The sequence below is a fragment of the Dactylosporangium sp. NPDC049525 genome (assembly GCF_040676755.1).
Lineage (GTDB): Bacteria > Actinomycetota > Actinomycetes > Mycobacteriales > Micromonosporaceae > Dactylosporangium.
The window spans coordinates 1-14,879 of the sequence record NZ_JBFAPO010000009.1; the positions used below are offsets into that span (position 1 = coordinate 1).

A 14,879-nucleotide genomic window follows, 5' to 3' on the forward strand; every position below is an offset into this window, starting at 1 on the left:
TTTCGTCAGTTCGAAGGATCAAGCGGTGACCGTCTCCATCTCCTCAACCACCTCAAAGGTGGGCGATTCGTACACCACTTCCGTGGACGTGACCCGGGGCGTCCGGGCTCGCCGAGCGCGGTGCGTCCAGGCTCGCCGAGCGCGGGGCGTCCGGGCTCACCCAGCGCGGGCGTCCGGTTACCGCCCTTGGCAGTGACCGGACTCCGTAGCTGCCCTGCGTCCTGCCGTCTGCCGCATCGTCTTGCCACTGCCCGCCTTGTCGGTCAGGTGATCTGGCGGGGCTGAGCCGCATACCCGCATTCGCACCGGAACCCGTAGATCGACCCACCGACCCCGCCGAATTCGCCCGTCCGCACCTGCCCGACGAACCACATCGGCCGCCCGCAGCAGGCGGGCCACTGCGGATGCGCCTGAAGCGACTCCGGTCTCCCGCCGAGCCGCCCCACGTCGTCCCATCGCCGCTCACCGGCCGGGGCCAGCCGCAACCGCAGCGGCTGCGGGTCCTCGTCCGGCGCATAGCCCGGACACGACTCGGCGCGCTCCTCGTCGAACCTCCCCAGCCGCCAGCCATAGTCGCTGCGCAGGTCCTCGTCGGCGTCGCACTCGGAGCAGAAACTCATCACGAACGGATGCCCGCCTCCCCGCAACGCGGCCGGCAACAGCGCGTCGCCCACCAGCAGCGGCACCGTGAGCGGCAGCGCACAGCCCAGTCCGCGCGGGTCCTCGAACACCGTGCCCGGGTCGACGAACGCCGCCAGCCGAGGGTCGGCCTTCCGGGCGGTCACGATCGTGCGGGACACTGGCGCGTACCGGCGCTCGGCCGGCCCGTCCGCCGGCACCCACACGCCCCGCGCACCGCACATGTCGTTGATCGCCTCGGATGCCTGCCCGAGGCGCGCCAGATGGGCGAGGGCTCGGTCGGTGTCGACCCCGAGCAGCAGCTCGACCCGGGCCGAGTCGAGATCCGACGGCGTCTCATACCGCCGGACCTCAGCGGGCGGTGACGCGGCGATCCGATCGGCGAGCCGGTCCACGATGTCGTCGGGGGCACCTTCGGACGTCCGCCAGAAGTCGACCCAGTCAGCGTCGATGAGCCGGGCCACGGCAGCGTCGGTGAAGTCCTCCAGCACCGTGCCACGGTAACGGCCGCTCATGCCACGAACCTGATCTCTGGATACCGCGCCGACGCCCCGTCGAGCAGCGTCGAGCCGACGCTACGCAGGTGCAGGTCGAAGAACGCGCCGACATACGCCCTGGCGACGGCCGCCACCCGTGGGCCGTCGATCGTGCCGTAGGCGTCGGCGGTCTGCGCGCCGGGCAGCGCGGCGAGGGTCGGCACCATCAGCACCGAGTCGTGGAACGACAGGTGCCGCGCGTCGGTCATCCGCAGCTCGCGACGCCAGCCGCGGAGATGGTCGGCGAACGCGCCCCAGCCGGGGGTGTTGCCGCGGTCGGTGTCGCCCGCCGCGAACAACAGGAACGGCCGGTCCAGCCCGGTGGCGGCGTCGGCGCCGTAGAGCGCGCCGTCGAGGTTGATCCCGGCCCGGATGCGGCGGTCGTCGTGCATCACCTGCGCGGCCGTGGAGCCGCCGAGCGAGTGGCCGAAGACGCCGACGTGGGTCAGCCGCAGCGAGCCGCACGTCCCGGCCGGGAACCGGCGCCGCTCCACGTCGGGGTTGCCGCCGGCGTCGAGGATCGCCAGGCGGTCCAGCACGAACCGGAGGTCGGCGGACCGGACGGCGACCATCTTCGCGGCGAATGCGTCGAACTGGGCCGGGTCTTCGATCTGCGCGATCAACGCCATGATCGTGTTGGGTTCCACCCGCCCGCCGGGGAACTCGACGGCCAGGGGGTCGTGGGTGTGGTCGACGGTCACCACGACGTGGCCACGGCTGGCGAGTTCCTCCACGAGCGCGGCGCTGGAGTTGCGTTCGGCGCCGAAACCGGGCGAGAACAGCACCACTGGCCAGCCGCCGGGCCGCGCGGCGACCGGGGCACCGGCGTGCGCGTGCGTGCGGACCTCGGCGAGGCCTGGCAGGTCCCGCTGGACGCCGCTGACCGTCTCGGCGAGGTCCCGTCCGACCGGCCCTGCCTCCGCCGGGGTCAGCCACGGTGCGGGCGGCCCAGCCGGATGCGCCGTCGGATACCACAACTGGACCATGAGCTCCCTGGGCCGGGCGGGCGTCACCCACGGATCGGCCCGGGACGGGTCGACGAGGTGCAGCGGCACCGTCCCGATCGGGTGCGGCCCGGTCGGTGCGGGCAGCCGGAACGCCGGTCTGGTGCCCTTCGGAGCGGCAGCGGCCGGCAGCGCGGGAAACAAGGTCAGGCCGGCGCTGATGGCTGCGGCGGCCAGCAGCCGGCGCCGGGGTAGGGCCAGGGGGTGCATGGTGGGTCCTCTCGCTCAAGGTGCCGCCGAAGGTAGCCCTGCCCCGGCGGCTGTGTCGTCGTCCCCAGGACCGACCCGGATCCGGCCGTGTCCGACCTGAGTAGGACACCCATGGTGTGCCTGACGATGACGACGCGGCACCCGCGCGCCGCCTACCTTGCCCGCATGACAACGACGTTCGCGGTCGAAGTGACCGACCTGGTGAAGGTGTATGGAACAGGCGACACCTCGGTGCGCGCGCTGGACGGCGTCGGCGTCGCGTTCCCCGCAGGTGAGTTCACCGCGATCATGGGCCCCTCCGGGTCGGGCAAGTCGACGCTGATGCACTGCCTCGCGGGGCTGGACTCCGCGACGTCGGGCTCGATCAGGTTGGGTGGCACGGAGCTGGCCGGCCTGTCCGACAAAGCGTTGACGCTGCTGCGCAGGGAACGGGTCGGGTTCGTGTTCCAGTCCTTCAATCTGCTGCCGACACTGACCGCCGAGCAGAACATCCTGCTGCCGTTCGACCTCGCCGGCCGCAAACCCGATCGCGGTCGCCTCGCGCAGGTGGTGTCGGTGCTAGGCCTCGGCGAGCGGCTGCGGCACACGCCGAGCCAGCTCTCCGGTGGCCAGCAGCAGCGGGTGGCGTGTGCCAGGGCACTGCTCGGCCGCCCTGACGTGGTCTTCGCCGACGAGCCGACCGGCAACCTTGACTCCCGCACCGGGGCGGACGTCCTCGAGGTCCTGCGGCGCAGCGTCCGGGAGCTGGGCCAGACCGTGGTCATGGTGACGCACGACCCTGTCGCGGCGTCCTACGCCGACCGTGTGGTGATGCTCGCCGACGGTCGCATCGTCGACGAGCTGCGCCGCCCTACCCCCGAGGCGGTCCTGGACCTGCTCAAGCGACTGGGGGCATGACGTGCGCACCACACTGGCTGGTCTTCGCCCCCGGCGGCTCGTGCCCACCACGCTCGCCATCGTGCTGGCCGTCGGGTTCGTGGCCGGCATCATGATCTTCGGGGACACGACCCGTGCCGCGCTCCTGGACGAATATGCGCGGTCGGCCCGCAACGTCGACCTTGCGGTGACGGCCGCCGACGGGACCCGACTGCCATTGTCCACAGTGGATGAGGTCCGCCGTGCCGGCGGTGTCACCTCCGCCGAAGGGCGCATGGCGGAGCAGGCGCCCCTCATCGACCGTGAGGGCCGCCTCGTCACCGAGTTCGGCGTCCCCGGCCACGCCGTCGATGCCGGTGACCGTCCCGAGCTGAGGCAGTTCGACCTGCGCACCGGCCACGTGCCGGAGGCAGATGGGGACGCGGCGCTCGACGCCCGCAGCGCCCGCCGGACCGGCTACCGGGTCGGCGACACCATCGCTGTCGTCGGCGCTGATGAACAGCGGCACGAGTTCCGGCTCATCGGGATCGTCGACATCGCCGGCGTGGACGGCGGCAACACCTCCACGGTCGTGCTCACCCGACCGGCACTCGTGCGGCTCACTGGCGCCAGCGGCTTCCGCGAGGTCGTCGCGACCGTCGCCAGCGACACCGCACCGTCGGACGTCCGTTCCCGTGTGACCGCGACAGGGAAGGTGCGCACCGGCGACCAGCTGCGCCGCGACCTGGCCCGAGAGGCGTTCGGGCAGATCGACGGATTGCTCGTCGGCCTGCAGCTGTTCGCCGTGGTCGCGGTGCTCGTCGCCGCGCTCGTCATCGCCAACACGTTCAACATCCTGCTCGCGCAGCGGATTCGGGAGACGGCGCTGCTGCGGTGCGTCGGCGCGACCCGCGCGCAAGTGTTCCGGCGGGTCGTCGCCGAGGCCGCCGCTGTCGGATTGACCGGCGCGGCGCTCGGGGTCGGCGTCGGCCTCGCGGTCGGCTTCGGGTTGTCGCGGGGCGCGGCCCTGCCCGGGATCGGGTTACCCAGTGGCCCGCTGGTGGTGGGTGTTTCGCCGGTACTGGTGGCGTTGCTCCTCGGTGTCGTCCTGACGGTCGTGTCGGCGCTGGTGCCGGCGGTCCGGGCGACCCGGGTGCCGCCGATCGCCGCGCTGCGCGTCACCCCGCTCGCCCGCGGCGCCGGCCGGCGTGGACGGGTGATGCTCGTCGCGGCCGCGGCGCTGCTCGCGCTCGGTGGGGTCGCACTGACCGTGGTGGGCCTGCGCACCGGTGACCCGCAGACCGCGATGGCGATCGTCATGGCCGGCGGCACGTGCGTATTCCTCGCGGTGCTGCTGCTGTCGCCGCTGTTCATCGGCCCGCTCGTGTCGGCGTTCGGGTGGCTGCCCGGCCTGTTGGTCGGCGCGCCGGTCCGCCTGGCCACCGCCAACGCCCGGCGCAACCCGGGACGCACGGCGGCGACGACGGCCGCGCTGCTCGTCGGGGTGGCGTTGATGGCCGGCGGCAGCACCATCGCCGCAACCGTCAACCGCACCGCCGAGGCCCAGCTCAACCAGGCGTTCCCCGTCGACTACCTGCTCACTCCGGCGGTCACCGGCGGCGACCGGCCGGCGACGGTCCCGGCGTCGGTCACCGCCGGGTTGCGCACCGACCCCACGTTCGACCTGGTCGCGGCGGTCAGGCAGGACACCGCGAAGACCACCGGCGGGGCGCTGCTCGTCGGGACCATCGACGAGGCGGCGATCGGCACGGCGTACCGGCCCGCGGTCACCACCGGCCGGCTGGCGGACCTGCGCCCCGGCACCGCCGTCGTGTCCAGCGGCTCCGACGTGCTCATCGGCCTGCGCGTCGGCGATCAGCTCCGGCTGGCAGGCCCTGCCGGCCGCACGATCACGCTGACGGTCGCGGCGACGGTCCAGAGTGCGACGCTCGTCGGTGACGTCGTGATCACCGCAGCCGACTACGAGGCGCTGTTCCCGGGGACGGCCGGCGACTCCCTCGTCATGCTCCGCGCCGCCGGCGGCGTGCCCACAGCGACGGCGCGCGACCGGCTCGACGCCGCACTCGCAGCGCACCCGCTCATCCAGGTCGGCGACCTCGCCGAGTTCCGCGACGAACGCAACGCCGCGATCGACCAGATCGTCGCCGTGATCGCCGTCCTGCTCGCGCTCACGCTGATCATCGCGCTCGTCGGCATCGCCAACACGCTGTCGCTGTCGGTGCTTGAACGCACCCGGGAGTCGGCGCTGCTGCGGGCCCTGGGCCTGACCCGCGGGCAGCTGCGCGCGACGCTGCTCGCCGAGGCGTTACTCATGGCGGCGGCCGGTGCCGTCGTCGGTGTCGTGTTCGGCCTCGTCTACGGGTGGCTGACCGTCGACGCGGGGTTCGGCGACGTGGAGACCCTCGTCGCGATCCCGGTCGGGCAGCTGGCGGCGTTCGTCGGGCTCGCCGCCTTGGCGGGCACACTCGCCGCAGTCCTGCCGTCACGCAGAGCGGCAAACGTCGCCGTCGTCGTCGCCCTGGCCGATTGACGACCTATCGTGGACGACGTGTGGAACGGCGAACACCTGCGGCGCGTCAGGACCTGGCTGTTCGACGGGGGCATAGCGGGATCCGTGCTGTATGTGACGCTGATGGAGCGCGGACTGGAGCCGGCCGTCGCCGCCATCGGGCTGGTCATGGCGGTCGCGATGCTGGGCCGTCGTCGCTACCCCGTGACCGTCGCCTGCATCGTCTACACGGCGGCGCCACTGCACCTGCTGTTCGACGACGCGATGCGCCTCTATGACGTGGCGGTGCTGATCTCGATGTTCGCCGTCGTCAAGTACCGGCCGCAGCTCTTCTGGGGCATCCTCGCCGGCGTCGGCGCGGGTCTCGGCGTCGTGATCGGCGCCGCCGTCGAGGCCCGCAAGACCGACAACTTCGGCACCATCACCTGGGTCGTCGGGGCGCTGACCGTCGCCGTGTGGTTCTCCGCGTACGGGGTGCGGACCAGGCGGCTGTATGTCGCGAGCCTGGAGGAACGGGCCGCCACCCTCGAGCGCGAACGCGACCACCTGGGCCGCCTCGCGGCCGCCGACGAACGGGCCGCGATCGCCCGGGAGCTGCACGACGTGGTCGCGCACAGTCTGAGCGTGATGATCGTCCAGGCGGACGGCGCCGGGTACACCCTCGACCCGTCCGCCGCGCGGGCCCGCGAGGCGCTCGACACGATCGCCGCCACCGGTCGCGACGCACTCGAGGACATGCGTCGCGTCGTCAGCGTCCTGCGCGGCGCGTCGCCGGGGGTGGAGGACGCGTCCAGGCGGCGGGTCGGTCTCGCGGAGCTCGACCGGCTCGTCGAGCGGGCCGGCCTGCGGGTCGACCTTGACACGGTCGGCACCCCGGCGGGGCTGAGCGTGGCGGAGGAGCTGACCGCGTACCGGATCGTTCAGGAATCCCTGACCAACACCCTCCGGCACGCGGGACCCGACGCGAAGGTCACGTTGCGGCTGGAGTACACGCCCGGGCACGTCGCGATCATGGCGACGGACGACGGCGCCGGTCGCCCCACGGCCGCCACCGGCCCGGGCGGCCATGGACTGGTCGGCATGCGGGAGCGGGTCGCGCTGCACGGCGGGACCGTGACCGCCGGGCCGCGGTTCGACGGAGGTTGGAGCGTCAACGCCACGATCCCCAGAGCACCCCGGGCCGCGTCCGCCGATCGGGTGGCCGCGGTGGATGAGGATCCGGTGCCGCCTGCCGGGGTCTTGGGTGACAACAGGATCGCCGGTGTGGTCGAGGCCGGCCCTGTGGTCGAGGTCGGCGGTCGGGGTGTGGTCGAGGCTGGCGGCGGTGGCGTGGTCGAGGCCGACGGCCATGGTGTGGTCGAGGCCCGAGGTGATGTGGTTGCGGCCAGCCGTGTGGTTGAGGCAGGAGCCCGCGGTGTGGTCGAGGCAGGCACGGGTGGTGTGGTCGAGGCTGGCGGCCGTGGTTTGGTCAGGACCAACGGCGCTGGTGTGGTCGAGGCCAGCGGTGATGTGGTCGAGGTCGGCGCCCGTGGTGTGGTCGAGGCAAGCGGTGGTGTGGTCACGGGTGGTGCCCTCAGTGCACCAGAGACTGGCCGGTGGGGAGCCCGGTGATTCGGCTGGTGATTGTCGACGACCAGGAGCTGATCCGGGCGGGGTTCCGTATGGTCCTGTCAGCGCAGGACGACATGGTGGTGGTGGGTGAGGCAGGGGACGGGGCGGAGGCGCTGCGGCTGCTGCGCCGGGTCGAGGCCGACGTCGTGGTGATGGACATCCGGATGCCGGTGATGGACGGGATCGCGGCGACCGAGGCGTTATGCGCGCTGCCGGGTGGGCCGCGCGTGCTGATCCTGACGACGTTCGACACCGACGAGGACGCGTTCGCGGCGTTGCAGGCGGGGGCGAGCGGGTTCCAGCTCAAGAACGCGCCGCCAGCGAGTCTGCTGGCGGCGATCCGGGCAGTTGCCGGCGGGGACGCGATGGTGGCGCCCAGGGCGACCCGGAGTCTGTTGGACCGGTTCGCGGGGAAGTTCGTGACGGCGCCGCCGGTGGTTGACGACCCGGACGCCGTGCGGCGTCTCGCCAGCCTCACGGACAGGGAGCGGCAGGTGCTGCTGCTCGTTGCCGAAGGGCTGTCCAACGTGGAGATCGGGGAGCGGCTCAACGTGGCGGAGACGACCGTGAAGACGCACGTGGGGCGGGTGCTGACGAAGCTGGAGGTGCGTGACCGGGTGCAGGCGGTCGTGTTCGCCTATCAGATCGGACTGGTCCGCACCGACTGATGCTCCGCCCGGGGATGCCGGGACGCGGCGTCTCCCCAAAGATCCGTCGAGGTTCGCGTGGGGTACGCCGCTTGGAGTGATTCCTGCGAATGGTCCAGCGCCGTCGGGGGAGGGGCATCACCCGGTGCCACAGCACGACGAAACCATCGATCTCGGGGTGGGCTGGTGCAGGTCAGCAGGGGCAGCGCCGCGTCCGGTATCGGGGGACGGTGGCGACGAGCCCTAGGGGATCGGCCCGACTTGAGGTGGGGGACCGGTTCGTCCTGCCGCACGAGTCGCCGGGCGGCGCCGGCCGGAAGGCTGCTTGTCAGAGACGCCTACCGATAGGAGCGGCCCGTGACGACACGCAGGACCATTCTGAAAAGCGGCGCGGTGACGGCGTTCGTGGCCGCCGGTGGCACCGCGCTGGCACCCGTCCCCGCCGCGGCGTCCGGGCCCGGGCCGGACCGGGACGCCCTGCAGGAGGCCGTGGCGCGGCTGGGTGCCAACGGTGCGTCGGGGATCCTCGCCGAGGTCCGGGACCGGGACTGGATCTGGCGCGGCAGCGCGGGCGTCGCCGAGCTCGGCGGCACCCGGCCGGTGCAGCCGCAGGGACGGTTCCGGGTCGGCAGCGTCACGAAGTCGTTCGTCGCGACCGTGGCGTTGCAGCTCGTCGCGGAGCGTCGGCTCAGGCTCGACGACCCGGTGGAGCGCTACCTGCCCGGGGTGGTGCCTGGCGGCGGGCGGATCACCGTGCGGCATCTGTTGCAGCACACCAGCGGCCTGTTCGACTACACCGACGCGCTCCTCGCCGAGGCCACCGTGGAGGACCTGGTGCGGATGCGGTACCGGTCGTGGGCGCCGCGGGAGCTGCTGGCGTATTCGTGGGGTGAGGCGCCGCTGTTCGAGCCGGGTGCCGGCTGGTCGTACTCGAACACCAACTACATTCTCGTCGGGCTGTTGATCGAGCGGGTCACCGGCCGGCCGTACGGCAGCGAGGTGACCCGGCGGATCATCCGCCCGCTCGGGCTGCACCAGACCGAGGTGCCCGGCCACGATCCGGACATCGCCGGCCCGCACGCGCACGGGTACCTGCCGCTCGAACGCGACGGCGGTGTCGTGCCCGTCGACATCACCCGGTACGAGCCGTCGATCGCCTGGGCGGCGGGGGAGATGCTGTCCAGTGCCGCGGACCTCAACCGGTTCTACGGCGCCCTGGTCCGGGGGCGGCTGTTGCCGGCGCCGCTGCTGGCGCAGATGCAGGCGACCACCGGGCCGGAGAGCTACGGCCTGGGACTGCTCTCGCTGACCCTGCCGTCCGGCGCGACGCTGTGGGGGCACACCGGCGGCATCTTCGGCTACGAGACGTTCGCGATGGGTACCGCTGACGGCCGGCGACAACTGACCTTCTCGGTCAACCCGTGGGGGCCCAGCGAGCCGGACGACTCGCTGCTCCAGCTGCTGACCCTGGCGTTCGACGGCACGGCAGCGGGGGTGGCACGCGGGACCGCCGTGCAAAGACTGCCGAAACTGGGCCACTTCTAACAGGAGAGCGGCGAGAAGCGAGCGGGTAAGAGAGAGCGGCGCCGCAGGTCCGGAGGGGGGCCTGCGGCGCCGCGTGGCGGACGTCAGGGACGCGCCGCCCAGCGCTGGGCGCCGGTGCCGTTGCAGGTGTACAGCTGGACCTTCGTGCCGTTGGCGGTGCCGGAGGCGGTCACGTCGACGCACTTACCGGAGCCGGTGGCGGTGATGGAGCCGTTGGCGTTGAAGGCGAACTTCTGCGCCGCGGTGCCGTTGCAGTCCCAGATCTGGATCTTCGTGCCGTCGGCGGTGCCGTTGCCGTTGACGTCGAGGCAGCGGTTGCCGTAGACGCGCAGCTCGGCAGCGGCGGTGCGGGTCCACTTCTGGTTCGTGCCGCCGTGGCAGTCCCAGATGTGCACCTGCGCGCCGGGGGTGGTGCTGACGCCGGAGACGTCGAGGCAGCGGTTCGCCTGCGGGTTGGCCAGCGACACGGCGGTGCCGACCGGCGGGATGGTCGGGGTGAGGCTGCCGGGCACCGACTGCAGGGCGGTGTACCAGCGGGCGCCCATCTTGTCGTAGCCGGCGGCGTTGGGGTGCACGCCGTCGGCGAGGTCGGCGGTCGTGATCGCGGAGTGCATGTCGACGAGGTGGGTGAGCGGGCCCTTCGTGGCGACGATGCCGGGCAGGGCCGCGTTGTACGCCTGGACGCGCGCCTCGAGGGTCGCGTTGGTCTCCGGGGTGATCTGCGCGACGAACAGTTCCACCGACGGGGCGGTCGCCCGGATCTTGTCGATGAGGGCCGACAGGCGTGCCGGGGCGTTGGCGACGTCGTAGTTCTGGTTCATGTCGTTGGTGCCGATGTGCAGCAGGATGGTGCGCGGCGTGTACGTCTGCAGCCAGCCGACGATGTTGGTGTCGAGCTGGTCGATCCGCCAGCCGGAGTGGCCCTCGTGGTCATGGTCGCCAAGCCCTGCCGGGCCGTTGAACCCGGATCCGACGAAGTCCACGGTGTACCCGCCGGCGGCGAGCCGCTGCCACAGGTTGATCCGGTAGCCGCCAGGCACGTTGAACCCGTCGGTGATCGAGTCGCCGAGTGGCATGACCCGGACGCCGCCGTTGGACTCGGCCTGCGCCGGCGCCGCCGTGGTGAGGGTGAATCCGGCGGCCAGGGCGAGCCCGAGCCCGGCGGCAGCGAGCCGCCTGAGATTGCGTCGCATGTGTTGGTTCCTCTCGTCTGGGCCGTCCGAGGGCGGTCCGCTCGGCGCGGGGGTCCTGGCGGGGACCCGGGGCGTTGCGGCAGGGACGGTCGCATCGAGTTTTGGCGATGTACGGCGGACCGGGGAGCCCAGTGGTGGACCGGACCGGTCGAACGCCACCTACGCTGCGCCGAGCGGTTGCCGACCGTGGGTGTTCCCCAAGCAGCGTCAACGCCTTGCAAGAACACGTTCGAATCCAGCAAAGATGAGTCTGGATATTGCGCAGTGGTGTCGACGGGGTTACGGTCCCTCTTGCACCGCACCGCCAACCGGTGTCCCGCAACCCACCCCGCCGTTCGATCGTCACCACCAGCGCCGACCAGCCCGACACCGCCAACTCGCGGCCGGCCGGCTGATGCCTCGCGCGGCTACGGCCCCCGTCGAAAGCGAGCAACACATGTTCCGGTCCATTCGAGGTGCCAGGCGGAAAGGGCGCTTCGCCGTCCTGACCGCGGGCACCACCCTCGCTGCCGCGGGCGTCGTCGTCGCAATGACGATGTCGCCGGCGTCGGCGGCCGCGACCGGCGGCGTCGGTGCGACGCTGCCCTACGTCGAGGTGCAGGCTGAGAACGCCGCCACCAACGGCACCGTCATCGGCCCCAGCGCCGCCTACAACACCCTCGCCGGTGAGGCGTCCTACCGCAAAGCGGTCACGCTGCAGGGCAGCGGCAAGTTCGTCGAGTTCACCACGCCGGTGGAGACCAACTCGATGGTCTTCCGGTACAGCATCCCGGACACCAGCAACGGCTCGGTGTACACGGCGCCGATCTCGCTGTACATCAACGGCACGCGGTCCAACAACTTCACGCTGACCAACGCGTACAGCCACTACTACAGCAGCTACCCGTTCAGCAACCAGCCGGGCAGCAATCACCACCACTTCTACGACGAGGTCAACCGCCTCTTCCCGCAGAGCTACCCGGCGGGCACGAAGTTCCGCCTGCAGGTCGACGCGGATTCGACGGCTTCGTCGTACACCATCGACCTCGCCGACTTCGAGAACGTCGCGGGACCGCTGTCGCAGCCGGCCGGCTCCGTCTCGGTGACCAGCAGGGGCGCCGACCCGTCCGGCGTGGCGGACTCGACGGCGGCGTTCAACTCGGCGATCGCCGCCGCGGGCGCTGGTGGCACGGTGTGGATCCCGGAGGGCACGTTCCGGATCCCCGGCAGCAACCCCGGCTGTGGCATGGGGTGCAGCCACATCATCGTGAACAACGTGACCATCAAGGGCGCCGGCATGTGGCGCTCGAGGGTCGTCGGCAATGCGCCCGGCTTCTACGGCAACTACGCGCCGTCGCCGAGCACCAACGTGCACCTGTCGGACTTCGCCATCTTCGGCAACGTCCAGGAGCGCAACGACGGTGACCAGGTCAACGGCATCGGCGGTTCGCTGACCAACTCGACCGTCGACCGGCTCTGGATCGAGCACGTCAAGGTCGGCGCCTGGATGGACGGACCGTTCAACAACCTGGTGTTCAACCAGATGCGGCTGCGCAACTACAACGCCGACGCGATCAACTTCCACAACGGCGTGACCAACTCGAAGGTCACCAACAGCCACGTCCGCAACCCCGGCGACGACGGCCTGGCCATGTGGGCGGAGCACAACGCAGACGCGAACAACTCGTTCGACCACAACACCGTCGAGCTGCCGATCCTCGCCAACGGCATCGCGATCTACGGTGGCCACGACAACTTCGTGACCGACAACCGGGTCATCGACTCTGGCCTCAGCCAGGGCGGCGGCATCCACGTCGCGCAGCGGTTCGCCTCGACCCCGATCGGCCGCACCGACGTGCTGCGCAACACGATCATCCGGTCCGGCAACCTCGACCCGAACTGGCAGTTCGGCGTCGGCGCGCTGTGGTTCGACGCCCGTGACGGCGTGATGAACGGCCTGACCAACATCGACAACATCCTGATCCAGCAGAGCCCGTACGAGGCGATCCAGTTCGTCTCGGGTTCGCAGATCAACAACGTGAAGATCAACAACGCGACGATCCAGAACACCGGCACGTTCGTGGCCCAGCTGCAGGTCGCCGGCGCCGCGACGATCACCAACAGCACCGCCACCGGTACCCAGGCATCCGCGCCGATCTACAGCTGCGGCGTCGGGTTCAACCTGACCGACGGCGGCGGCAACTCCGGCATCTTCGGCTCGACCGCGTGCCAGATGCCGGTGCCGACGTTCCCGCCGTACCTGCCCGACAACGGCTCCAACATCAGCGTCAGCCCGAACGCGCTCGGCTTCGGTTCCGTCGCGACCGGTGGCGCCAGCGCCGCGCAGGCCGTCACGGTCACCAACAGCGGCACCGCGTCCGCGCCGGTCGGCACGATCGCCGTCACCGGTGACTTCACGCAGACCAGCACCTGCGGCAGCAGCATCGCCGCCGGCGGGTCCTGCACGGTCAGCGTCACGTTCCGCCCGACCGCCGCGGGCACCCGCACCGGCAACCTGAGCGTGACCGCGGCCGGCGTCACCAGCACCGTTCCGCTGTCCGGCACGGGTGTCGCGCCCGGACCGGTCGTCAACGCCAGCCCCGGTTCGCTGTCCTTCGCCGGTACGGTCGTTGGCGCCTCCGCCCCGGCACAGACGGTGACGCTCACCAACTCCGGTACCACCGCCGCGACGGTTTCCGGGGTCACCGCGACCGGCGACTTCAGCCAGACCAACAACTGCTCCGCCCTCGCGGTCGGCGCGTCCTGCACGGTCACGGTGACGTTCACCCCGACCACGTCAGGTTCCCGCACCGGCACGCTCACCGTCGCCAGCAACGCCAACAACAGCCCGGCCACGGTCTCGCTGTCCGGCAGCGGCATCGGCAGCAGCACCAACATCGCCCTCAACAAGACGGCCACCGCCAGCAGCCAGGTCAACGGCACGCAGGCGGCGACCACGGCCACCGACGGCAACGCCGACACCTACTGGGAGAGCAACAACAACGCCTTCCCGCAGTGGGTCCAGGTCGACCTGGGCGCGACCAGCAGCATCGGCAAGGTCACCCTGAAGCTGCCGCCGGCCACCGCGTGGGCGACCCGCCGGCAGACCCTGTCGATCCTCGGCAGCACCGACGGCTCGAACTTCAGCACGATCGTCGGCTCCGCCGAGCGGGAGTTCAACCCGGCCACCGGCAACACGGTGAACCTGACCTTCACGGCGACCAACGCGCGGTACGTCCGCGTCAACATCACCGCCAACACCGGCTGGCCGGCCGGCCAGGTCGCCGAGCTGGAGGTCTACCCGGGCGGCGGCACCACGCCGACCACGCCGGTCCTCAGCGCCAACCCGAGCGGCCTCACGTTCGCCTCGCAGGCGCTGAACACCACCAGCGGCTCGCAGGCGGTCACGATCACCAACACGGGCACCGCGGCGGCCACCGTCTCCGGCGTCTCCGTCACCGGTGACTACCAGCAGACCAACAACTGCAGCTCGATCGCCGTCGGCGCGTCCTGCGTGGTCAACGTGAGCTTCCGGCCCACGGCGTCCGGCACCCGCACCGGCACCCTCACCGTCACCAGCAACGCGCAGAACAGCCCGACCACGGTCGCGCTGTCCGGCACGGGCGCCGGCGGCACCACACCCACCAACCTCGCGGCGGGCAAGCCGACCAGCGAGTCCAGCCACGTCCAGGTGTACGGCTCCGGCAACGTCACCGACGGCGACCAGAACTCCTACTGGGAGAGCGCCAACAACGCCTTCCCGCAGTGGGTCCAGGTCGACCTCGGCTCGGCGCAGAGCGTCACCAAGGTGGTCCTGCAGCTCCCCACGAACTGGGGCGCCCGCAACCAGACCATCCAGGTCACCGGCAGCACCAACGGCTCGAGCTTCTCGACGCTGAAGGACCAGGCGTCGTACGCGTTCACCGGCGGGGCGGGCAACACCGTCACGATCACGTTCGCGGCGCAGAGCGTCCGGTACGTCCGGCTCAACATCTCGGCCAACACCAGCTGGCCGGCGGGGCAGATCTCGACCTTCCAGGTCTGGAACATCTGACCTAGCCAGCGACAGGGCACGGGGTGCCGCCGGGGGTTGTGGGCGGCGGGGCCCCCCCGGGGGGGGGGGGGGGCCA

General features: G+C 71.4%; 9 protein-coding genes. 6 read left to right on the forward strand and 3 right to left on the reverse strand.

All coding sequences use genetic code 11. The features are described from left to right. Positions 1-263: 263 nt before the first annotated feature. Together AB0K00_RS15830 and AB0K00_RS15835 are read right to left on the reverse strand one after the other, a co-directional pair. Positions 264-1,154: a hypothetical protein gene (locus AB0K00_RS15830; protein ID WP_363521037.1), complete on the reverse strand. Its 891-nt coding sequence runs from the start codon at positions 1,152-1,154 to the stop codon at positions 264-266. Continuing rightward, positions 1,151-2,389 carry a hydrolase gene (locus AB0K00_RS15835; RefSeq protein WP_363521039.1) on the reverse strand — a complete coding sequence of 413 codons (1,239 nt, stop codon included), beginning with the start codon at positions 2,387-2,389 and terminating at the stop codon, positions 1,151-1,153. Before AB0K00_RS15835 ends, AB0K00_RS15830 begins: the two co-directional genes overlap by 4 nt. A gap of 165 nt (positions 2,390-2,554) precedes the next feature. Here AB0K00_RS15835 and AB0K00_RS15840 point away from each other — a divergent pair, with 165 nt between their 5' ends. From AB0K00_RS15840 to AB0K00_RS15860, 5 genes are all read left to right on the forward strand, one after another. Then, the gene (locus tag AB0K00_RS15840; protein WP_363521042.1) at positions 2,555-3,286 is read left to right on the forward strand and encodes an ABC transporter ATP-binding protein; all 732 of its coding nucleotides are present in this window, start codon (positions 2,555-2,557) and stop codon (positions 3,284-3,286) included. A gap of 1 nt (position 3,287) precedes the next feature. Then, positions 3,288-5,795, forward strand: a complete 2,508-nt coding sequence (locus tag AB0K00_RS15845; protein WP_363521045.1) for an FtsX-like permease family protein — start codon at positions 3,288-3,290, stop codon at positions 5,793-5,795. A gap of 9 nt (positions 5,796-5,804) precedes the next feature. Then, positions 5,805-7,385, forward strand: a complete 1,581-nt coding sequence (locus AB0K00_RS15850) for a sensor histidine kinase (RefSeq protein ID WP_363521048.1) — start codon at positions 5,805-5,807, stop codon at positions 7,383-7,385. Beyond that, a complete protein-coding gene (locus AB0K00_RS15855; RefSeq protein ID WP_363521618.1) occupies positions 7,385-8,053 on the forward strand; it encodes a response regulator transcription factor in 669 nt (222 codons plus the stop codon). The genes AB0K00_RS15850 and AB0K00_RS15855 overlap by 1 nt, the downstream gene beginning before the upstream one ends. A 336-nt stretch (positions 8,054-8,389) precedes the next feature. After that, positions 8,390-9,577 carry a serine hydrolase domain-containing protein gene (locus AB0K00_RS15860; protein ID WP_363521051.1) on the forward strand — a complete coding sequence of 396 codons (1,188 nt, stop codon included), beginning with the start codon at positions 8,390-8,392 and terminating at the stop codon, positions 9,575-9,577. A gap of 83 nt (positions 9,578-9,660) precedes the next feature. On the opposite strand, the gene AB0K00_RS15865 is transcribed toward AB0K00_RS15860, so the two are convergent. Continuing rightward, positions 9,661-10,770, reverse strand: a complete 1,110-nt coding sequence (locus AB0K00_RS15865; protein WP_363521054.1) for a ricin-type beta-trefoil lectin domain protein — start codon at positions 10,768-10,770, stop codon at positions 9,661-9,663. Between the two features lie 436 nt (positions 10,771-11,206). Between AB0K00_RS15865 and AB0K00_RS15870 the strand changes: the two genes are divergently transcribed. Further along, positions 11,207-14,803: a choice-of-anchor D domain-containing protein gene (locus tag AB0K00_RS15870; RefSeq protein ID WP_363521056.1), complete on the forward strand. Its 3,597-nt coding sequence runs from the start codon at positions 11,207-11,209 to the stop codon at positions 14,801-14,803. The last annotated feature ends 76 nt before the right edge of the window (positions 14,804-14,879 follow it).